The organism is Acetobacterium malicum subsp. dehalogenans DSM 11527, assembly GCF_000472665.1.
GTDB lineage: Bacteria > Bacillota > Clostridia > Eubacteriales > Eubacteriaceae > Acetobacterium > Acetobacterium malicum.
This window is the reverse complement of sequence record NZ_AXAC01000011.1, coordinates 75,785-96,065: the sequence shown is the minus strand read 5'-3', so window position 1 is coordinate 96,065 and position 20,281 is coordinate 75,785. Positions and strand designations below refer to the sequence as shown.

General features: G+C 48.9%; 20 protein-coding genes and 1 riboswitch. Of the genes, 1 reads left to right on the top strand and 19 read right to left on the bottom strand.

Going from position 1 to position 20,281, the window contains the following annotated elements; all coding sequences use genetic code 11:
• The 13 genes from acgM to A3KS_RS0105415 form a co-directional block, all read right to left on the bottom strand.
• Nucleotides 1–1,023 (bottom strand): radical SAM/SPASM domain protein, ACGX system, encoded by a 1,023-nt coding sequence (gene acgM / locus A3KS_RS0105480; RefSeq protein ID WP_026394058.1) that lies wholly within the window; start codon nt 1,021–1,023, stop codon nt 1–3.
• A gap of 205 nt (nt 1,024–1,228) precedes the next feature.
• A complete protein-coding gene (gene acgA, locus A3KS_RS20195) occupies nt 1,229–1,444 on the bottom strand; it encodes an ACGX-repeat peptide (protein ID WP_035355356.1) in 216 nt (71 codons plus the stop codon).
• Nucleotides 1,445–1,776: 332 nt separating this feature from the next.
• A complete protein-coding gene (locus tag A3KS_RS0105470; RefSeq protein WP_026394057.1) occupies nt 1,777–2,463 on the bottom strand; it encodes a 4Fe-4S dicluster-binding protein in 687 nt (228 codons plus the stop codon).
• Nucleotides 2,464–2,465: 2 nt separating this feature from the next.
• Nucleotides 2,466–3,200 (bottom strand): amino acid ABC transporter ATP-binding protein, encoded by a 735-nt coding sequence (locus tag A3KS_RS0105465; RefSeq protein WP_026394056.1) that lies wholly within the window; start codon nt 3,198–3,200, stop codon nt 2,466–2,468.
• On the bottom strand, nt 3,197–3,913 hold the full coding sequence (locus A3KS_RS0105460; protein WP_242834742.1) for an amino acid ABC transporter permease: 717 nt from the start codon (nt 3,911–3,913) through the stop codon (nt 3,197–3,199). The genes A3KS_RS0105465 and A3KS_RS0105460 overlap by 4 nt, the downstream gene beginning before the upstream one ends.
• 30 nt (nt 3,914–3,943) lie before the next feature.
• Nucleotides 3,944–4,780 (bottom strand): transporter substrate-binding domain-containing protein, encoded by an 837-nt coding sequence (locus A3KS_RS22375; RefSeq protein ID WP_051355679.1) that lies wholly within the window; start codon nt 4,778–4,780, stop codon nt 3,944–3,946.
• 212 nt (nt 4,781–4,992) lie between these two features.
• Complete coding sequence (locus A3KS_RS0105450; protein ID WP_026394054.1) at nt 4,993–5,931, bottom strand: DUF1848 domain-containing protein; 939 nt, start codon at nt 5,929–5,931, stop codon at nt 4,993–4,995.
• The gene (locus tag A3KS_RS0105445; RefSeq protein WP_026394053.1) at nt 5,903–6,124 is read right to left on the bottom strand and encodes a hypothetical protein; all 222 of its coding nucleotides are present in this window, start codon (nt 6,122–6,124) and stop codon (nt 5,903–5,905) included. The genes A3KS_RS0105450 and A3KS_RS0105445 overlap by 29 nt, the downstream gene beginning before the upstream one ends.
• A gap of 273 nt (nt 6,125–6,397) precedes the next feature.
• On the bottom strand, nt 6,398–7,405 hold the full coding sequence (locus tag A3KS_RS0105440; protein ID WP_026394052.1) for a uroporphyrinogen decarboxylase family protein: 1,008 nt from the start codon (nt 7,403–7,405) through the stop codon (nt 6,398–6,400).
• A 259-nt stretch (nt 7,406–7,664) separates the two neighbouring features.
• A complete protein-coding gene (locus A3KS_RS20185; RefSeq protein WP_051355678.1) occupies nt 7,665–9,731 on the bottom strand; it encodes an HD domain-containing phosphohydrolase in 2,067 nt (688 codons plus the stop codon).
• Nucleotides 9,732–9,882: 151 nt separating this feature from the next.
• Nucleotides 9,883–10,269, bottom strand: a complete 387-nt coding sequence (locus A3KS_RS0105430) for an MmcQ/YjbR family DNA-binding protein (protein ID WP_026394051.1) — start codon at nt 10,267–10,269, stop codon at nt 9,883–9,885.
• 514 nt (nt 10,270–10,783) lie between these two features.
• Entirely contained in the window at nt 10,784–13,147 is a 2,364-nt protein-coding gene (locus A3KS_RS0105420; RefSeq protein WP_026394050.1) for a heavy metal translocating P-type ATPase, read from the bottom strand.
• A gap of 12 nt (nt 13,148–13,159) precedes the next feature.
• The gene (locus tag A3KS_RS0105415) at nt 13,160–13,534 is read right to left on the bottom strand and encodes an ArsR/SmtB family transcription factor (protein ID WP_026394049.1); all 375 of its coding nucleotides are present in this window, start codon (nt 13,532–13,534) and stop codon (nt 13,160–13,162) included.
• A 346-nt stretch (nt 13,535–13,880) separates the two neighbouring features.
• Between A3KS_RS0105415 and A3KS_RS0105410 the strand changes: the two genes are divergently transcribed.
• A complete protein-coding gene (locus A3KS_RS0105410) occupies nt 13,881–14,513 on the top strand; it encodes a DUF305 domain-containing protein (protein WP_026394048.1) in 633 nt (210 codons plus the stop codon).
• Nucleotides 14,514–14,643: 130 nt separating this feature from the next.
• Here the strand turns inward: A3KS_RS0105410 and A3KS_RS0105400 are convergent, their stop codons facing one another.
• The 6 genes from A3KS_RS0105400 to deoC all read right to left on the bottom strand — a co-directional run bounded on the left by A3KS_RS0105400 (nt 14,644) and on the right by deoC (nt 20,270).
• Nucleotides 14,644–15,450 carry an MBL fold metallo-hydrolase gene (locus tag A3KS_RS0105400; protein WP_026394047.1) on the bottom strand — a complete coding sequence of 269 codons (807 nt, stop codon included), beginning with the start codon at nt 15,448–15,450 and terminating at the stop codon, nt 14,644–14,646.
• A gap of 117 nt (nt 15,451–15,567) precedes the next feature.
• Nucleotides 15,568–15,852 carry a hypothetical protein gene (locus A3KS_RS0105395; RefSeq protein WP_026394046.1) on the bottom strand — a complete coding sequence of 95 codons (285 nt, stop codon included), beginning with the start codon at nt 15,850–15,852 and terminating at the stop codon, nt 15,568–15,570.
• A gap of 26 nt (nt 15,853–15,878) precedes the next feature.
• Entirely contained in the window at nt 15,879–16,025 is a 147-nt protein-coding gene (locus A3KS_RS23430; RefSeq protein WP_156913205.1) for a hypothetical protein, read from the bottom strand.
• A 204-nt stretch (nt 16,026–16,229) separates the two neighbouring features.
• Nucleotides 16,230–16,340: riboswitch (NiCo riboswitch) on the bottom strand.
• 184 nt (nt 16,341–16,524) lie between these two features.
• Nucleotides 16,525–17,826, bottom strand: coding sequence for a transaldolase family protein (locus A3KS_RS0105385; RefSeq protein WP_026394045.1), 1,302 nt, complete (start codon nt 17,824–17,826; stop codon nt 16,525–16,527).
• Between the two features lie 187 nt (nt 17,827–18,013).
• The gene (locus tag A3KS_RS0105380; protein WP_026394044.1) at nt 18,014–19,534 is read right to left on the bottom strand and encodes a xylulokinase; all 1,521 of its coding nucleotides are present in this window, start codon (nt 19,532–19,534) and stop codon (nt 18,014–18,016) included.
• A gap of 13 nt (nt 19,535–19,547) precedes the next feature.
• Nucleotides 19,548–20,270: a deoxyribose-phosphate aldolase gene (gene deoC, locus A3KS_RS0105375; protein ID WP_026394043.1), complete on the bottom strand. Its 723-nt coding sequence runs from the start codon at nt 20,268–20,270 to the stop codon at nt 19,548–19,550.
• Nucleotides 20,271–20,281 lie beyond the last annotated feature (11 nt).

Here is a 20,281-nt window from a genome sequence, read left to right as displayed (position 1 = left end):
TCAGACTTCCTTCCAGCACTGGGGATCGGCGGCATACATATTCTTGGTATAACCGTAAGCCACCGCCGGGCAACCCCGACAGAACCGCAGCAATTCACATTTTGCACATTTCTCAAATTGATCATACTGACGATAGGCATCCATCCCTTTTCCAACAAACAGATCATGCATACTATCACTCAAAGCATTGCCGATTTGACTTTCCATTCTACGACAGGCATAAACATCGCCAGTGGGCAAAATGGTCATATGGCAATTGCCGCAATTACAGCCATCGACCATCACCTGCGCATCCAACCCCTCCGGGATCTCAAACAGTCCTTTTTCATAGAGAAACAGATTCCATAAATGATCTTTCAGGTTAAAGGTGATCTCAGCGTCCTGATAGTCTTCAAATTTTTTCCAGAGCCGACTAAGCAGAGCTTTGTATTCCAGCGGATCGATATGGTTTTCCTTTTCAAATCCGGTGGGACAATAGCGGGCAAAGGCAAAGATGTCCACTTGATTGGCGACGACCAGATCGACAATCGCTTCAATTTCATGCTTATTGGTGCCGGAGACCGTGGTCATGACCGCACAATCGATGCCGGCCTTTCGGATACAGTCAATTTTTTCGATGGTGGTGTCAAAGGATCCGGGCTTCCGGATGGCATCATGGGTTTCACGCAGGCCGTCAATCGACAGCTGGTATTTCCGGCAGCCATGCTCGGCCAACCGTTGACAGATTTGATCATTTAAATGGAAAGGGTTTCCCAGAATACCAAAGGGGATGTTGCGATTTTTTAAGCTTGCGGCCAGCTGCCAGAAATCCGGGTGGAGCAGCGGGTCGCCACCGGTAATATAGAAATAAGGCCGCCGGTTCAACTGCTTGCACATGGCGACGCAGTTAGCGATGACTTTTTCAATATTCTCGATAATCATTTCGTCAAGACACTTCTGATGATCTTCTGAAAAAATATAACAATGCTCACAGCGCTGATCGCAGTGATCGGTGATGTGAAACTGATAGGCAAAATATTCCATGGTTTTTTCCTTTTTTTGTAGATTTAAATCAGAACTCGCTCGCTTCTCTACGCTCGACTGATTGTGAAGCAAATGTCTTTGCCTGCGAAAGCAAGCTTTCTCGTCAAAGTCGCTTGCTGCACTTTTAAAAAATAAGCTGACATACCTTTTAATATGCCAGCTCATGCTCCTGAATTGATTGTTAAATTCGAGATTTGGGAGTTTTCTATTTGTCGCCAGCGCCGCAGGCCGATCCGCAGGCTATTGGTTTTGTTTCTGGTTCTTTGTCACCGGCGCCACAAGCTGAACTGCAGGCGCTTGGTTTTTCTTCTTTTTCCTTGTCCCCGGCCCCACAGGCTGATCCGCAGGCACTTCCTGCTGCACTCATTTCTGGCGCTTTCATATAAGCCTGAGCGCTCAATCTTTTCTTAAATAATCCCATTTGTGTTCCTCCTAAAAAATTTAAATTTGATATGAATTGTTGTTACACTTACACTATAAATCATTTCCTTTGATAAAGAAAGTAGGCACTAATTTATTAGTTGGTAACAAAAAAGTAACTAATGAAATTTCGACTGTTCAGATAAAATCAGATCCATATTAAAATATGAGCACTCCCGTTATAAAAATTATCAGGCTAGCCAAAATGTTAATGATTTGTTATCACATAACTAAAGAACAATCAATAATAATTAGGTAAATCATAGATCCAATTACAATTTTAAAGCACTCGGCAACAGCTGACCCTATCACCACATAGGCTTCCCGATCCACTCACTCCCTATAACTGTCAATGGCACCCACCGGACAGACCAGGGTACAATCGCCACAGACATCACAGTGATTGTTATTAATGAAATAGCCACCGTTTTCGTCAATTTCGATGGCTTTAAACAACTTGACATCACATTGTTCCTTGCACTGGTTACAACCGATGCATTTTTCATTAATCTTCATCCCGCGAAATTTTGTCGGAAAATCATTGAAGCTGAAACTCTCCCGGATGATCTTATGATCCCGGGTGGCCAGATCAAAATCGTAATCATAATACTCACCGCGGAAGCGATCCATCACAAAGGCCCGCAAATCCCGATAACGTCGGATATCTTTAATCCCCATGGCAAAGCCCTGACTTTTATTTTCTTTTTTCAACAGCTCTTCAAAGGAAATCTCCCGGACATCACCGGTGGCTTTCATCGTAAAACCCGGTTCGAAAATCGGTAAACCGGTTGCTTCTGCATGAACCACATTAGGCGAAGCTGACATCCCGCAAATGGACATTTTGCCGGTTTCGGTAATTTGCCGATAAAACGGTTTAACCGTCATGGTTCGAAAATAAAGGCCCTCTTCATCATAGGCAAACAGATGGGCAATCCGGGTTTCCGGATAACCATCATCGATAGTTGCAAAAGTTAGGCAGCCGATCTGATCAAATTTCTCATAAATTTCTTTAATATCCATATTCATTCTCCAATAAATTGATTTTTTGTTTCAAATGCCAGAAACTGTTTCAGTTTTTCCGTTATCGGGTTGTCAATGTGGGTAATATCCCCATGCTCGATGATCTGGCCCTCATCCATAAAAATGACATAGTCGGCAAAATTTCGCAGAAATGAAATCTCATGAGTGACAAAGATAAAGTCCTTGCCGAGGTTTTTTAAGTTATGGATGGAACTAAGCACTTCCCCGGTCAAAATCGGATCCAGTGCCGCTGTCGGTTCATCCAATAGGATCAATGAGGGATTGTTGGACAAAGCCCGGGCGATGGACGCCCGCTGAGCCTGCCCCCCGGATACGACATTGGGCTTTTGATCAGCCTGATCGTTAAGCTGAAATTGTGTCAGGAGCCCATCAATTCGTTTTTCGGACTGATTTTTATCCATCTTCTTGACTTTCTCGAGAATCAGCAGCAGATTTTCCCGAATCGTCAGATGGGGAAATAAATTATGTTTCTGAAAAACATAGCCGATATTTTCCTGGTAGGATTTTACCGTTTTTAGATTAATTGGCACCTCATTGATCCGGATTTTGCCGGTCTCAGGAAATTCCATCCCCGCCAGCAACCGCAGCAGCGTCGATTTGCCACACCCGGAAGCCCCGATAATCCCCACCGCCTGGACATTATCGATGGTTAAATTTAAATCATTCAAGATCGTTTTATCATAATTTTTGATCAGCTTTTCCAGTTGCAGTTTCAATGGCTCATCTCCTTTCCGATCTTTTGGGCCAGCAGCGATAAGGGGATGGTGATCAACAGATAGGCCACCCACATGACCAGATACCCTTCAATGGAAGCCCAGTTTTTTTGAGAAATAAGGGTGATGATGTAGGAGATTTCGGTGACTGATACCACCTTCAGCAGGGCAGACCCTTTGATGGTGCTCGATAGCCCGTTGATGAATGATGGGATCATCGGCTTGATCATCTGTGGTAAGATGACATAACGGTATTTCTGATAGGCAGAAAAATTGTACAGATTCATGACCGTATACTGATCTTCGTCAACCACTTCCACTGCCGTCCGGTAGGAATTGGCCAGATAAGGACTGGTATATAAGGTCAGCGCCAGGATTCCCAATAACACCTTGTCCTGTAGCTGGATCATCGGTCCAAAAACGTAGACGGTTAGGAAAACCATCACCAACAGTGGCGTGCCCATCATGATTTCTTTAAAAAGCATGGCCACCGCTTTGATAAACGCAATCCGGCTATCCATCATTAAAAACAGGATAAAACCAAAAATCATACTTAAAACCAGGGTGACGACGCTAACGTACAGCGTCGTCCAGATCCCTTCCAGCAACAGACTTTTTTCATTGAGAATCAGATAATATTTAGGGTCGTCGATGGTGTTGGTAAAGATGTAGCCGATGATCCCGGCAAACAGGGCCACCGCCAGGATTGTTTGCATGTTTTGACTCCAGCGTTTCATCGGATCCCTTTACTGCGGCGGATCAATAATATAATTTAAGCCCAGTGACGGATCTTTCAAGTATTCACCAATCGCCTGGTCATATTTGCTGCCAGCGGTTTGGTAGAAACCGCCATCTGCATAGATGGTATTGATAAAAGCGTTGACCTGTTCGAGCAGATCGGTGTTTCCTTTTTTTACCGCCATGGCTGTTTCGCTGGAGTTATTGATGCCGACGTAAATCACCGTCGACTCTGGATAGGTGGCATGAAGACCAATAATGCTGTTGGCGCCCACCAGGACGTCAGCCGTGCCGTTATTAATTTCCATTAAACCACTGGCAATTTCGGTGATCTCTTCCACTTGATGTCCATAGGATTGGGGCACGGTGACGGAGATTGTCCCGGTCAAACCAATGTATTTGGCATCCAGAGCAAAGAAATCTTTTTCTGACATGCTATCAGTAATCTTGTTTTTTTCAGCGAAGCTTTTATTGACCAGCGCCAGGGTGCGATCATACATATATGGTTTTGAAAAATCAACCTTTTCTTTACGCTCTTCTTTTACCGACATTTCGCTGATAACAATATCGACCGCACCAGTATCCAAAGCGGTGATCAGCATCGGAAAATCAGTATTGACTATTTCCACGTCCCGACCCAAGTATTCGCCCAGAGCATAGGCCATATCCACTTCCAATCCTTCGGGATTGCCTTTTTCATCAGTCCCGGTAAAGGGGGGATACTTCAAATCCATAGCCACCTTTAGTGGCTGAGTTGCCGCAACCGTCTTGTCACTGCTGCTACACCCCGTTACCAGCAGTGTTGCCATAATGACTGTTAATAAAACAGCGATAATATTTTTCATTTTCTTTTCCTTTCATCCGCAGAAACTAATTGAATTTTGGTGTGATTCTTTTCTGCATTGATATTATACTGAACTTCAATGTGATTAAAAAGTAGGCACTTTTTTATTAGATAGGCACCTTTTGGTAACTAATGGAGATAACGGTGACTGCCCAAAGAATTATACAAAAATAAACCGTCATCAGTCACGAAAATCTAACTGATGACGGTATCTTATATTTTTCCAAATAGAGACAGCTGACCATCTAGATAGGATACCTGTTTAGCGGCCTTAATGATATCCTCAGCCATGGTATTGCCTATTAAAAAAGGTGAGCTTGGATCGTGGTTGGCCATATTGTGTTTGACGGTTTGGCCATCATGATTGGCGTAGCAGTAGCTGCAGCCATGGCCGCAGCTATTATATACGCCGATATCGCTGCCCAGCAGACAGTCACAGCCTTCCCGGCTGGTGTGGCGGTTTTTGGGCACCTTCAGGCTGGTGCCAATGGCTCGCTCCAGAACAGCCTGGGTCATACAGCCGAAGCAGTCTACCCCATAGGGTGCCAGATCGACTCCTTCACAGCAGGTGCGCAGCATCATCCCGTTTTGTCTGGCAATGGTGGCAAAGGCTTGGCCGATCTCGGTACGTTCGGCAGTTGTGACTGCCTGGATACCTTTAAAATTACGCCGGGTCTTTTGATAGAGATCGATAAAGCTGATGACGCTGTGATCGGTATAGCCTTTAAGGCTAATGGCCATCTGCTCAAAACTGTCTCGATGAAAATCCAGCGAATATTTCTCCGAAATGAAAATCGGATCATAACGCCAGCCCACCGCTTGAATACCGACCACGTCGGACAGCCGCTTGAAGGCCTCGATGACCTGCGCCTGGTCCGGCACATGGGGTTCAATGTCTCTACCATAAGGGGTTATAGTGACAAACCAGAACTGTTTAAAGGCACTGATTTCTGACAATCGGTCTAGCATCGGAGCCGGATTTTTAGTACAGAAAGCCAGACAGTCCACTACCTCCGGCGATAACCGATAGCGAATGACCTGCTGGGGATAGTAGGGATTACGAACCAGGACAAAGCCCGCCCGGATGCGATTGTAAAACCACTCACTGTAAAAGGCTGGTATATCAGTGCGGTTGCCGGTGTTTAGGATCATAGGAACCCCTTTCTGAGTTGTTATTTTTTACTTTCTCCCGGATCCCCCGCGAACAGGGCACGCCACACATGCATTTACCGCAGGCATCGCCGCTGCCGATGGGATACTCGGGCACCAGCTCGCCGGGCAGAGCGTGGTTGGGACCGATGATCTGCTTCAGTTGGGGAAACAAGGGATCCACAGCAGCCGCCACGCCGACGATCGGCTCCCGTCAGTCGGTACGGGTCTGTTTCTTTTCCTGATAGTTCTTAACGTAGTCGGTAATCAAAGCCCTCAATTTCTTCCATTATTTCGCTTGCATCCTGATCTGTTTAATCTATCCCTTATTTCACCACAAAAAAGAATATTTGTAAACCGACGAAAAAAACAGCCGAAGAAAATTCATTCTCCGGCTGTGGGGGTGTAAAAGATAACCTCGTACCGACAATTAGTCGGCACGGTATTTATTTTCTCAGATGAGGAGTTATTATTTACCGGCGTTGATCAGATCAATTTCCGCGGTAATGGCTTCATAAACACCAGGATAGACGCTGCCTGGACCACCTTGGGTGATGCAGGGAATGTAATAGTGTTTGCCACAACGAGCTACGGCCTTGCGAACTTCAGCACCAACGCTTTCCTGGGTCCAGTTTTCATCATCAATCAGGGAGTTGTCGATATCGCCCATGAACGAAATCTGGCCGCCATACTTTTTAATCAGGTCGGGAACATTATTGTTAGAAATACAGCCCTGCCAGATATCGATACCCATTTCGATCATCAGTGGTACCAGATTGGCAGCATAGGAATCGCTGTGATGGACCACTAGCTCGACGCCGTTGGCCTTATAGAAACCATAGATTTTTTTATAAGCCGGAACAATAAATTCTTCAAACATTTCCGGTGCCATAAACGAATTCAGAGAGCTGCCCCAGTCGTCATGATGGAAGAGACAATCCGGTTTGTAATATTTGATCAGTTCGGCGGCATAGGCCAATTCATATTCGACGATGTAGTCGATCAGAGCATGCATTTCTTCCGGTTCTTCATAGAAGCCCATCAGACAATCTTCCATTCCCATTAAATGATGGCATTGTTCAAAGACGCCAGGAGCGACAAAGACGGTGGCAAACACTTCGTTGCGGTCGATCGCTTCGATGGCTGGCAAAAAGGGCGCCCAGGCTTCAGCTGGCAGGTCTGTTTTCGGGGCTTTGACGACGTCTCGCCATTTGGTGATATCCTGAAGGACCTTGTGTTCCTTATCGTGTAAGGGAAATGCGCCGGGAGTGCCAGCTGGCCAGGCAAAGGTAATTCCCCAGGCATTCTTGACCGGTTCCCCGCCTGGCATCGGAAAGCCACCCTGACCGGTAATCGGATCGCCCATGATCATTCCGTAAATGGCATCGGTGCATACAAAGGCCTCGTACTGATTGACAAAGCGGTCAGGATTGCCACCTTTAATCGTTTCCAATAGGTTCTGTCGTTTCGTTAGCATAAATCATTTCCTCCTATAAAATAGTAGCGATACACAATTTAAATACGTGTATATTTGTAAAATTAATTATATCACCAGTTTTGCCAGATTACAAGCAATACTTAACCGGTTAAATTTTTATTTTTGATTACGTTACCATCGGCGTTATAATGGCATTTTAAAAAAGCCCCTGATGATCATTAATTTTCTGAGCATCAGGGGCTTTATCGTATTATTCTGTTATTTTAAATCTAATTAAGAAAGTATTGCAACTACTTTTTTAATCTCCGGCATTGCTATTTTTTTCGATGACATCGTCAATGAACACCGCCACCAGGGTCGGATCAAATTGGCTGCCGGCATGGCATTGCAGCTCGGCAATGGCATCCTCTTGGGACATCGCCCGGCGATAGGAGCGATCCTGGGTCATCGCATCGTAGGCATCCACAATCGCCAGAATCCTGGCCAGTAAGGGGATTTCCTCGCCTTTCAGACCCTGGGGATAACCCTTGCCATCCCAACGCTCATGGTGACAGAGTATATATTCAGAGATCTTGCGCAGTTCTGGTACGGTCTGGGCAATCCGATAGCCAACCTCGGGATGTTTTTTAATTTCCGCCCATTCGGCCTCAGTCAGGGGGCTATTTTTTTTGAGTAGCTTGCTGTCGATACTGATTTTACCGATATCGTGGAGGGTTGCCACCAGTTCCAAAGATACCAGTTCCTCCTGATCCAGACCTAATACCCGCCCCAATTGCTTGGCCAGGTCGGCCATCCGCTCGGCGTGTTCTTCGGTTTCGTTACTTTTTTCAAAAAGAGTGGTCTTAATCGAATCCATAATAGCAGAATGGAAACTTTTATATTCCAGCAGCTTTTTCCGATACATCGATTCCTCGGCCAGTTTAAATGTTTTTTCAAAAAGTTGATGCTCCCTGGTCTTGGTTGCATAACCCAGTGAAATGCTGGTAATGATCAGTTCGTTTTCCAGCTTGTAGCCTTCATCACAGGCAATTTTCAGCTTTTCAACCAGGGCCCCGGCTTGCCGATAGCTGGTCTGGGGCAACAGCATGACAAACTCATCGCCACCAGTTCGCACCAGAACATCTTGTTCCCGGGCACAATCTTCCATGATCTTGGCAATGCTGATCAGCAGTTTGTCCCCTTCGCCATGACCAAAGGCATCATTGATCAGTTTAAGCCCATTGATATCCCCGATGATCAGGGACAGGGGCAGATAATCCGGATGATCCAGCCGCTTTCGTTCTTTTTCGTAAAAGCTACGGTTGTGGAGGCCGGTAAGGGCATCGTGCTGGCCGAGATAGATGATCTCAGCTTCGGTTTTCTTACGGTCGGTGATATCCCGACTGACCCCGATTAAGCCAAGGATTTGCCCATTGTGATCATAATAAGGGGTTTTTAGAGTTTCCAGATAAACTTCCCGACCATCTGGATAGGTAACAATTTCCTCGTTTCGGCGGGATTTTTTTTCATTCATCATGATCAGGTCCATTTTTCGAAATAGGGTAGCCATTTCCAGATCAAAGATATCAAAATCGGTGAGTCCGACCAGTTCATCCATGGTTTTCCCAGCAAAACCTTCAAACGCTTTGTTGCAACCCAAATAAACACACTCTTTATCCTTATAAAAAACCAAGTCCGGCAGAGAATCCAGCAGCGAACGCAACAGTGATTCTTTTTTCTGATATTCGTAATACAGATGTTTATAGTTTTCCCGACTTTGCCTCAGGTTTTTTTCCGCTTCCCGATTTTTCAGACCCTGAATCATCACCAGACACAGGAGCAGCGAGCCAAGCGGATAGATGATCAGCACCGGCAGTGTGATGGCCTGAAGAACCACCATCCCCTGTTGATTGGGCAGGGTCAACATGCACACCAACATGGCAATATGGACGAGCAATCCAAACAGGTACAGCTCAGGCCAGATCTGGTTCTGCTTTTTCAAGATTTTCTGCAACCGATATTTATACCAGATCAGACCGATCAAAGCCGAAGTCACCGTCACCAGCACCCCGGTGAGAGCCCCACCGCCACCTAAATAAATCCGGTAGATCGAGATCAGCAAAGTGGCAATGATAGTCGGGATATAGCCCAGAAACAGACCGGAAACGCTGATTAAAACCGATCGGGTATCAAAAATAATACCATTTGCAAAGCTGACGGTATTCATCATCAAAAGCATCCCCACACCGCCTAGAAATAGACCGAGAACAACTTCGACCCACTTTTTCCGACTATTGAAGCGGATAAAAAAGAGATTGTAAACAATGCTGATAATAAGCAATAAGGCAGTATTAAAGAGCAGGTCCTTAATCAGTTCAGATGACATGGTGGTCTCACCTCTTTTCTATTTAGGCTGTTTAGGGGAACTGTGTTCGGTGACATCTCCTCCAGAAGCAGCAGGTTTATTTGATCTTTTTATACCCGTTTTCGTTGGTTTATCGCAATCGATTAGGTCAATGGTGGAAAAAGGTCGGCCCTCACGGTTGTGGCGGGCCTTCCTCAATCTCCCGCTGTTTCTTTTTAGTCAATTTAATCAGCACTGTATGATAGGCCAATTGGATACAATCAATTAAAATCCTTTCCGGCACATTTCCGTCGAGCATAATAGAATTCCAATGCTGTTTGTTCATATAATATCCGGGAATAATATCCGGATACCGGGAACGGAGAATTTCACCGTCACCGGGTGGCAGTTTGACTGTCAATAATGACTCACCGACCTTATTTTCACCACGCATGGCAAACATCACATCGCCTACAAAATATCGCACCGCATCCCATTCTGGTTGATAATCCTGGGATGTACCCGGCATCGATGCAATTGTTTTTTCAATCAGTTCATCCCAATTTTTACAAGCTTTCATCTTGACTCCTTCCAAGTTTACAGGATATCAGCATTTAGCTAAATCGCAGTTTTCTCCTTGATTATACTCGATAATCAGTCGTTTATCCATGTTCCTGGATATTTTTTTAATAACCGCTCTATTTGCCCCCAGCTTAATGATCGCTCTGTGATTTAATTACATAAAAACATAAACTATCCTATATCAATTTAATAAGAGCTTACCGATCTTGCAATTAATTATTCACATTGATCTCACTGACGGGATGATGGATTCGGGCATGATGCCTACGACCATTGAAAGCAAGCACGATTTTTTAGTCGATATGATTATCCATCATAAATAGGCGATTCTATTAAAAGGGGACGATCATTGATGTTTTCTACCCAACGCGACGATAATGTCAGCCAGCCGCTGGGGGTCGCTGTTTAATAATTAAAGCACTGAACATGTGGCAGTAGGATCGCATTACAAACATCCATGGGGAAGATCATAAAAACCACCGCATCATGATGATAACGGTGGTTGGTCGGCCTTAAAGATTTTTGGTATTCAGCACCCGCATCGCATTAAAGACGGCCAGCAGGGTTACGCCGACATCGGCAAAGACGGCTTCCCACATCGTCGCGACGCCAAACATCGCCATGATCAGAAAGACACCTTTGATCCCCAGCGCCAGAAAAATATTCTGCAGCACTATTTTACGGGTCTTCCGAGCAATTTTGATGGCCGTGACAATTTTCGTCGGCTCGTCGGTCATGATCACAATATCAGCGGCTTCGATGGCGGCGTCGGAACCCAGCCCGCCCATGGCCATACCGATATCGGCCCGGGCCAGCACCGGCGCATCGTTAATGCCATCGCCGACAAAGATAATTTTTTCATGGGCCGCTTTATGACTTTCCAGCCATTCGAATTTGGCCACCTTGTCAGCCGGCAGCAATTCCGCATAGACCTGATCGAGCCCCAATTGCTGGCCGATCTGGTCGCCGACCGCCTGGTGATCGCCGGTCAGCATTACGGTTTTCTTGATGCCGATGGCTTTCAGAGCCGCAATCGCCGCAGCCGCGTCGGCTTTGACCTCGTCCGAAATGATCAGATGACCGGCATAAACCTGATCGACCGCCAGATAAACCACCGTGCCCAAGCTTTCCACTGGACTGATCGGGATCTGCTGTGCCGCCATCAGTCCGGCATTACCGGCCATCACGACCTGGCTGTCGATGCTGACCTGCAGGCCCGAGCCAGCCATTTCCTGATGATGCTGGATACGATCCGGCCGGATCGTCCCGGGATAGGCGGCGACAATTGACTTGGCGATCGGGTGATTGGAAAAACTTTCGGCATGGGCGGCGTAATCAAGCAGCGCGTCCGCCGTGAAGCCGGGCTGGGGATTGATGGCGGTGACCTTGAAAACGCCTTTGGTGAGGGTTCCGGTTTTATCAAAAACCACCGTTTCGACGCTGTTTAAGGCTTCCAGATAATTACTGCCCTTAATCAGAATCCCCCGTTTGGAGGCCCCGCCAATCCCGCCAAAGAAACCCAGCGGAATCGATATAACCAAGGCGCAGGGGCAGGAAACGACCAAAAAAATCAGCGCCCGGTAGATCCAATCGGCGAAGGTCGCTCCAGGCAGCAGCAGCGGCGGAATGATCCCCAGGGCCAGGGCCGCAAAAACCACCGTCGGGGTATAATAACGGGCAAACTTGGTGATAAACTTTTCGGTCGGGGCTTTGCGGCTGCTGGCATTTTCGACCAGATCTAAAATTTTGGCCACCGTCGATTCACCAAAGGTTTTGCTGACGGTAATCGTCAAAAGCCCATTCTTATTGATAAAGCCGCTCAGCGCCACCGCCCCCGGCACTAGTTCCCGGGGCACCGATTCACCGGTGAGGGCCGAGGTATCAACCATCGAGAAGCCCTCCGCCACCACCCCATCGAGGGGAATTTTTTCGCCGGGCTTAACGACGATAGCATCGCCGACGCCAACCGCTTCCGGGGCGACCCGGGTGATGTTGTCGCCGACTTTCAGATTGGCATAATCGGGCCGGATATCCATTAAGGCACTGATCGATTTGCGGGAGTGATCGACGGCCATATCCTGGAACAATTCACCGACCAGATAAAACATCATCACCGCTACCCCTTCCGGGTACTGACCGACCAGGAAGGCGCCGATGGTCGCAATCGTCATCAGAAAATGCTCACTAAAGACCTGACCGCTGGCGATGCCCCGGACCGCCCGCCACACCACGTCGCCACCGACAATCAGGTACGACGCTAAAAACAGACTCAGCGCCAGCCAGCCGGGCAGACTGACCAGCAGCGCCACTGCAAATAAGCTGCCACCCAGAGCCAGTTTGGTCAACAGTTTCCGGCGCTGGCCACCCTCATCGGCGTCGGGTCGGACGGTTGCCGGAGCCCCGGACTGGGCGGTTGCCGCAGCCAACCGCACCTGCACCCCCGGCTCGATCTTCGCGACAATCGCTTCAAGCTGTAAAACCAGGGCCGACAGACTGACCGAAGCAACCGTTTCGAGGGTCAGCTTGGTGGAAATGAAGTCGAGGTGGGCGGCTCTGACACCGGTCAGTTTAGTCGCTTCGGTTTCAATTTTGGCAGCGCAATTGGCACAGCACAGCCCCTCCAGGATAAAAACCTGACGATCACTGGGCCGCCCCGCTTTTTCTTTGACCTGTACACCGGGTTCATGCTTATGGACAATCGCCTTGACCTGAGCCACCACGGCTACCCCGTCGCTGGCAGCGGTTTCGATGACCAGGGTCTGATTGATGAAATTCATGGTGGCACTCAGCCCCGGGATCGCATTGACTTCGGCTTCAATCTGGGCGGCACAGTTGGCGCAGCACAGACCCTCGAGAATTAATTCTTTTTTTATCATGGCGATTTTCTCCTAGCTGTTTTCCTCAGAAATATGAACCAGACCCTGTTCAAAGATTTGTTTGACGTGCTCGTCATTGAGCGAATAAAAGACCACTTTGCCCTCCTTGCGGCTTTTGACCAGATTGGCGTTCTTTAAAATCCGCAACTGATGGGAGATCGCCGATTGGGTCATGTTCAACAGGTAGGCAATATCACAGACGCAAATCTCGGCTTCATCCAGAGCCCAGAGGATTTTAATCCGGGTCGAATCGCCAAAGACCTTAAACAATTCAGCCAGATCGTAAAGCGTTTCTTCCGGGGGCATTTTTTTTTTGACTTGCCGGACGATCTCCTCATGGATCACATCACAGTCACAGCGTTCAATCGGCGGTATTTTATTCGACATGGTTCACCTCTTCTTTTTTTGAACATATATATTACGCTATAAAATAATACATGAACGATTGAGCAATCGTTCATACGTTGTGCCGCAATTATACCGCCACCCCATCCCCTTTGTCAATTACTTTATTTTTGACACCAAGCTGACACAAATAAATGGTATTATTTACTAAAGACTATTAAAGAATCCCGCTGGTTATGTGATCGGATCACATTAAAAAGAGCCGCTCCGTGCTATGCTTAACACATAAGATCCGGCCCGGTATCAGAATTGATTAGCTTTGCGCCCCACAGACAGGTGGCAAAGTTAAACCAGCGCGATAAATCGCGACGAAGTGGAGGTGTCTGAGATGAAAAAGACAACCCTTGTGATCCTCGGGGCCAGCATCGCTGCGGTGCTGCTCCTACTGATTGGGATGATGAGCTACATTATCTTTTTGCTGTCCAATAACAACAATCCGCAACCCAACTTTCAAAACATGAACGGCGGCATGATGGGCTCCGGGATGATGGATACAGAAATGATGGATGGGGGGATGATGCAGGCGACGATCGAAAGCGAGCATGATTATCTCGTCCATATGATTGCCCATCACGAGGAAGCGGTGGCCTCGGCCACGATCCTCAAAGCCAATACCGACCGGGCCGAAATGAAGCAATTCGCCGACACGATTATCACCACCCAGACGGCCGAAATTAACCAGATGAAGAGCTGGCTGGACAGCTGGTATCCCAATTTGGATCATCAGGTTGATTACCAGCCGATGATGCGGGATCTGACCAGTCTCAAAGGCGATGCCGTTGATCAGGCCTTCCTGCAGGATATGATATTCCATCATATGGATGCCGTGATGATGTCCCAACAACTGATCACCAGCGGCTACGCCGACCATCAGGAACTGATTCCATTTGCCCAGACCATCCGCGACACCCAGCGTGACGAAATTCATATGATGCGCAACTGGCTGGCCACATGGTTTTAAACCCTGATCAGGATTATGAACAAGCCCCGCCGGCAAGAACGGAAATAACCCCGGCCGGGGCGGCCAACGCCAAAGCGGGCCGGTTTCACCAGTAACGGTGGAACCGGCCCGCTTTTTTGCGGTCGTCAGCTTAAAGTTCAAATGCTTCGAGGTCATCCGGCACCAGCAGGTTGCCGCCGAAAAACGGCGCCCCCTCGGCGGTATACAGGGCCTTGCGGTGGACCAGATTGCGATCTTCGGTATGATAGAGCAGCAGATTGGCCACGGCCAGCCGGGCCCCGATTTCACAGGCATCCTTCACCGTGGTATGGGCCTTTTCATAGGGCTTGAACTGCTCCCGCTCGGCATAGAGACAGAAGGCCTCATGGAGCAGCCAGTCGGTCCCAAAAGCGTAGGGGTACTCGTGCTCCTGATAGGGCTCGTCGCCCAGAAAGGTCAGCCGCCGCCCCGTCGACAGCGTCATCACAAAGCCGAACTGCTTGGCCTTGGCGGACTGGATATCAAAAAACGTCACCTTATTGCCGAGAATTTTCTTGCTCTGTCCGTTTTTGATCACCTTAAACACCACCCGATCGCCGATCAGCTTGACAAATTTCTCCGGCAGCGTCAGTTTGACGATCGTCAGCGCCGTTTTCTTCAGCTCGGCATGGCAGTAAATGGTCAACTGGCCCTGATAGTGGCCGCTTTTGATCTGGGCGGTGATCATCCGGATCAGCCAGATCAGTCCCAGCAGATGATCGGTATGGCCATGACTGATAAAGACCTCATGGATCTGCGTCAGACTGATGTCGGCCCGCTCCAGCTGGGTCAGAATGCCGTTGCCGCCGCCGGCATCAACCAGAAAATAGTCCTCGCCCTGCTGGATCGCAAAGCAGGTATTATAACACCGGGTCACCGCCGCATTGCCGGTGCCCAAAATAATTAAGCGTTCACTCATGGTGTTCCTCCCTTAATTGTGGTCATTGATTGGTTCCTGCTTGATTATACTAAAAAAGCCGCAGATTTTCCAGTCCCATTCGCGCCGGTCCGGTCCAATGGCTCCGAAGCCTGGCGGCTATTCGTGATTTTTTAGCGCCGCCGCCAGGGGGATCTGGTTGATCCGCCGCAGCTGCAGAAAATTGATGCCGAGGTAGGAAGCCATCCCGATGGCGACAATCAGCGGATAGAGATACAGCGGCAGATAGACCGGCAGATAACCGCTGAGTTTCATCTGGACCAGGAAAAAGCTGCCCAGAATCCCCAGTTTGGTCAGCACCATCGGCACATCCGAACCCATGTCATCATCGATAAAGGCGATGCTCTGGTTGTTCTCAGTGCTTACAAAACCGGTTAGCAGCACTCCGCTGGCGATCAGCTGATCCTTGATTACGTGGCCAGCTGCCGCTGGGCGGTGATGCTCAAATCACGATTGTCAAAGCGATAGCCGTAGCCGTTGATAATTTCAGTGGCCGGCCAGCCCGCAAAGGCGGCCGGGGTGACGACGCCGACCCCGAAATGAAAGGAATCCATCATCAGATCGGCATTGTTTTTCGACAGCAGCCCGGGCTTCTCTGCTTAATGCCCGGGCGGTCTTAGAGGTCGTTGTTCGGGCCATTCTTTTTTTCCATGATCTTGCCTCCATTAGTGAGATTTTTTCACTCCACCACAGCCACAATTCCCATGCCTTGTCTCTTTTGTGCCATCAAAAAAACACCTGTGAAACAATAGCAAGTAAACTACTGTCCCACAGATGTCAAATACGTGCATCTGTTGTCACCTTGTGACCCGGCCCCACAAATTCTAAACGCCTACGCCTTTAAAATTTATCGCCTGCTCAGTTTGTACTGTCGAAAAATATGCAGTGCAAAGAGTATTATAGGATAATGTGTTATTTGAAGCGTTTTGTCAAGGCTTATCGTTCCAAAAGCCGCAGGCTGATTGATTAAAACGTTTTGAATTCATTAAACCCTACCAGCAATAACCGATCCGTTCTAATTATCAGGCTCATCCCCAGCCGTCCCGCTGGCCCCGCCTAACCCATCCCATTGGCGGCATTCATAAAGCGGCGTTGATAAGAAATAACCTGATTGGCGCTGGTAAACCGGGCCAGATAGCGGGGCTCCGCCGTCACCACGACCCGGCCGGCCATGTCGCTGTATTCATCAGTAGACAGCAGCCGATCGATATCCGGGTAATTGTCATTACCCTCGATACTGCATACAATCAGACGGGTGTCCGGCAGATTACTGTGGCGCAGCAGCCGTAAATTCTGGCGCACCGCATCCAATCCGTCGGCGCCTTCAGGGGTCCCGATCTGGCGGTGCTTGAGGATGTTTTCAGCTTCCTGAAAAACGGTATCAAGATCGATATTGGTCTCATTGGCGGTAAAATAATCCTTCTCTACCAGCAACGTCCGCAGCTGTTCCAGATAGCTTTTGTCGGTGGTGGTCTGATACCGGTGCAGCAACCGTTCGATGGCCTTCGACTGGATCAGCCGATGGCGGATGAAGCTGTTAATAAAATAAGGCCGGGCCTGCAGTGCCAGGGCGGCCTGCCAGGGTTCAAACATCAGCGTAAAATTGACCCGGAAGCCGTGTTCCCGCAGCAACAACGCCAGTCGATGGCCGCGGAACGCATCCCCGGTGGCGGGGTTGGTGTAGCGGGTGGTGAGCCGTTTATCCCCGGCCAGCAGGCTGCTCACATTGTTAGCATTAACCGGTCCGGTATGAGGCACCTTGATGACAACCCGATATTCGCTGAGCATTTCTCTGAACTTTTCCGCCTCTTCCAGCAGTTCGCTGTCACTTTTGCCGAAGGGATCGTTAAGCTCAACACTGATATCTGCGCCGGGCCCCAGAATTCTGCCGATTTCGGCCATCACCTCGTCCCGGGTCTTAAAGTGATTGCCCACATTGGCCTCGGGATTGTTGATAAATAAATCATAAATGATGCCCGGGTTACAGGTCAGATTGGCGATGTAATCCTTAATCGGAGCGATCTCATAGGGATTGGCACTGTCCGCCGAAAACAAGACCTTGGTCGGTCTGAGACAATTGTTTTTATCATAGCCGATATCCCGAACCAGATCGACCCGTAACACCCGCTCGGCAAAGCTCAAGCCAACCTTAAATCCAGCCGGGATTTCGGACGCCGGCACGGGAAAGGTTTCGATCACTTTCCGAAAGCCCGAGGTAACCCCAATCCGGTCCGCCCGACCACTTAACTGAGTGATCTCGGCGTAGCTCAGCGGCAAATTTTTAACCCGGGCAAGCAGCGACTCTTCGCCGCTGACCTCCGGCAAACCGAGATCATTGATGGTCCAATTGATATTCATAATTTCCTCCTAAGGTGTGATCATAACCAGTCCATACCACACTATTTCTAAAAAAATGCATGGGAGCAACAAGGGTGTCGCTCCGCATGCAAGAATCCCGCTCCGTCACGCTTCGACAAAGGCCGGTACCATTCCGCTTGCGCGCATCGTCGGCAACGCCACGGATCAGCGCAGCCGGTTACAACTGTTAAAAGAATCGTCCGTTTAAGGCATCGTAAACATCATTGAAACGCTTGTAAGCTTTATCATAGGCTTCATAATTAGCCGGATTTGGCATAAAGGTCTGGGAAATCTTAACTGCCCGTTCCACCGCTTCGTGGGGATTCTGATAGGCGCCAACCCCGATTCCGGCGTACAAGGCCGCCCCCAGACAGCCGGTTTCACTGGTCGAAAGCAGGTGAATCGGCTGTTTGGTGATGTCCGACAACATCTGGCTCCACATCGGCGATTTGGCTGCCCCACCGGTCAGACGAATCCCATTGAGCGCGATGCCCGCTTCCATTTCGGCATTGATGATATCATACATTTCATAACAGATGCCTTCCATCACCGCCCGGGCCATGTCAGACTTGGTGGTGCCCAGACTCATCCCGATGAAGGTGGCCCGGGCCTTGTCGTTGAGTTTCGCCCCGGAAACGCCCTGGAGATAAGGCAGGAAGGTGATCCCGTTGGCCCCGATCGGTGAGCATTCAATTTCCTGATTAATCAGCACATAGGGATCGATTTTGGTCAATTGACCGGAGAATTTTTCGAGATCGCAAAAAGTATCCCGGAACCAGCGATAGGCCGAGGCGGAGGTATTGGCAAAGGCTTCAATGGTAAAGTTGCCGACACCATGATTCCCCTTGACCACCAGACGGGCTTTAGGATCACGAATCGATTTGTCGGAGATTACAAAACAGGACCCGAAGGTACCCATAACCATGACGGCGGTACCATCATCGTCCCCGCCCGAACCAAAGGTATTACAGTTTTGATCGTGAGCGCCGATGGAAATCGGGGTTCCCACGGCCAAGCCGGTTTGAGCGGCGACTTCGGCGGTAATATGACCCACCACTTTTCCCGGTTCAGAGACAATTTTTGCCCGTTTGCTCAAGGGAATCCCCAACAGGACATGGTGTTTCTGAGACCATTCGGCCTTGTCAATGTCCATCATCCCTTCCCGGCTGGCCGAGGAATAATCGGTATAGTAGCCATCAGCCCCCAATTCCTTGAGGAAGTAATCCTGATGGGTGGAGAAAATCGCTGTTTTTTCCCAGTTTTCCGGTTCATTTTGTTTCAGCCAGACCAGTTTGGCCACGCTGAAGCACATGCCCAGTGGATCGCCGGTGATTTGATAGTGTTCGGCCCGGGAAATCTGTTCTTCCAGCCAGCAGATTTCCTGACTGCCGCCGCGGAGATCCTGCCAGCCGACAAAGGGTCGCAGCAGTTTACCGTTTTCGTCCAGCAAACCGATGACCGATCCCTGGGAGGACAACCCCACCCCCATGATTTCGCTGGGATCAACTTTAGATTTACTGATGGCATCTTTACAGGTGGCAAACAACGCCGGGGTAATGTCTTCCGGAATTTGTTCCACCCAGCCTTCCTGGGGATAATAACAGGGATACTCCCGATAGTCACTGCCCATCAGGTTTCCTTCCAGATCAAAAACGCATACCTTACAACCCGTCGTGCCAGCGTCCATACCTACTAAATATTTTCCCATGATACTCTCCTTTTTAATCTCCTTCATACTCCGGACACAAGCCACATCTGCGCATGTCCGCCACCGCATCCAATATTTCAGCTGCTCCCTGAGTGCCAATCAACTCGGCGCCAGCCGCGAAAAAGGCAAAGGCATTCTGGGGCCGCGGCGCCTTGACCCCGGCCACCTTGACCTTGGTCTTGGTTCCTTTAAGGGTATCGACCATCAGCAATACCTCCGAGACCGACGGCCCGGCGTACTGACCGGTGGATGTTTTCACCCAGTCAATGCCGGCTTCCGCCACCAGCTTGGTGGCGGTGACAATCTCCTCGTTAGTCAGCATACTGGTTTCAATAATCATTTTTGTCATCACCGGCCCGGCGGCGTTCTTGTAGTCTTTAAATTCCTGCAGAACCTCATCGTATTTTTTATCTTTAAGAGCTCCGACATTCATGCAATTGTCCAGCACCGTTGCGCCCAGACGCACCGCTTCTTCGGTTTCAAAGGCTTTAACGGTACTGCTCTGTTGTCCAAACGGAAAGCCAATCGCCGCTCCCACCAGCAAGTCGGTGCCGGCCAGTTCCTCCACCACCACTGCAGTCCAGTAGGAGGATGAAAAACAAAAGGCCTTGGCGTTGTAGCGGATGGCATCACGGCAGGCCTGGCGAATCTGGGGTTCGGTCGAGTTTTTCGGCAGCAGTGAGTAATCAAAGAGCTTACCCATATCCCATTTTGTCATTTTTGATAGATCTATCATTTCCTCATTCC

What these genes read in the sequence shown, in the direction of transcription:
- acgM (WP_026394058.1), bottom strand. Translation starts at nt 1,023, where the DNA reads ATGGAATATTTTGCCTATCAGTTTCACATCACCGATCACTGCGATCAG.
- acgA (WP_035355356.1), bottom strand. Translation starts at nt 1,444, where the DNA reads ATGGGATTATTTAAGAAAAGATTGAGCGCTCAGGCTTATATGAAAGCG.
- A3KS_RS0105470 (WP_026394057.1), bottom strand. Translation starts at nt 2,463, where the DNA reads ATGGATATTAAAGAAATTTATGAGAAATTTGATCAGATCGGCTGCCTA.
- A3KS_RS0105460 (WP_242834742.1), bottom strand. Translation starts at nt 3,913, where the DNA reads ATGCAAACAATCCTGGCGGTGGCCCTGTTTGCCGGGATCATCGGCTAC.
- A3KS_RS22375 (WP_051355679.1), bottom strand. Translation starts at nt 4,780, where the DNA reads ATGAAAAATATTATCGCTGTTTTATTAACAGTCATTATGGCAACACTG.
- A3KS_RS0105450 (WP_026394054.1), bottom strand. Translation starts at nt 5,931, where the DNA reads ATGATCCTAAACACCGGCAACCGCACTGATATACCAGCCTTTTACAGT.
- A3KS_RS0105440 (WP_026394052.1), bottom strand. Translation starts at nt 7,405, where the DNA reads ATGCTAACGAAACGACAGAACCTATTGGAAACGATTAAAGGTGGCAAT.
- A3KS_RS20185 (WP_051355678.1), bottom strand. Translation starts at nt 9,731, where the DNA reads ATGTCATCTGAACTGATTAAGGACCTGCTCTTTAATACTGCCTTATTG.
- A3KS_RS0105430 (WP_026394051.1), bottom strand. Translation starts at nt 10,269, where the DNA reads ATGAAAGCTTGTAAAAATTGGGATGAACTGATTGAAAAAACAATTGCA.
- A3KS_RS0105420 (WP_026394050.1), bottom strand. Translation starts at nt 13,147, where the DNA reads ATGATAAAAAAAGAATTAATTCTCGAGGGTCTGTGCTGCGCCAACTGT.
- A3KS_RS0105415 (WP_026394049.1), bottom strand. Translation starts at nt 13,534, where the DNA reads ATGTCGAATAAAATACCGCCGATTGAACGCTGTGACTGTGATGTGATC.
- A3KS_RS0105410 (WP_026394048.1), top strand. Translation starts at nt 13,881, where the DNA reads ATGAAAAAGACAACCCTTGTGATCCTCGGGGCCAGCATCGCTGCGGTG.
- A3KS_RS0105400 (WP_026394047.1), bottom strand. Translation starts at nt 15,450, where the DNA reads ATGAGTGAACGCTTAATTATTTTGGGCACCGGCAATGCGGCGGTGACC.
- A3KS_RS23430 (WP_156913205.1), bottom strand. Translation starts at nt 16,025, where the DNA reads ATGATGGATTCCTTTCATTTCGGGGTCGGCGTCGTCACCCCGGCCGCC.
- A3KS_RS0105385 (WP_026394045.1), bottom strand. Translation starts at nt 17,826, where the DNA reads ATGAATATCAATTGGACCATCAATGATCTCGGTTTGCCGGAGGTCAGC.
- A3KS_RS0105380 (WP_026394044.1), bottom strand. Translation starts at nt 19,534, where the DNA reads ATGGGAAAATATTTAGTAGGTATGGACGCTGGCACGACGGGTTGTAAG.
- deoC (WP_026394043.1), bottom strand. Translation starts at nt 20,270, where the DNA reads ATGATAGATCTATCAAAAATGACAAAATGGGATATGGGTAAGCTCTTT.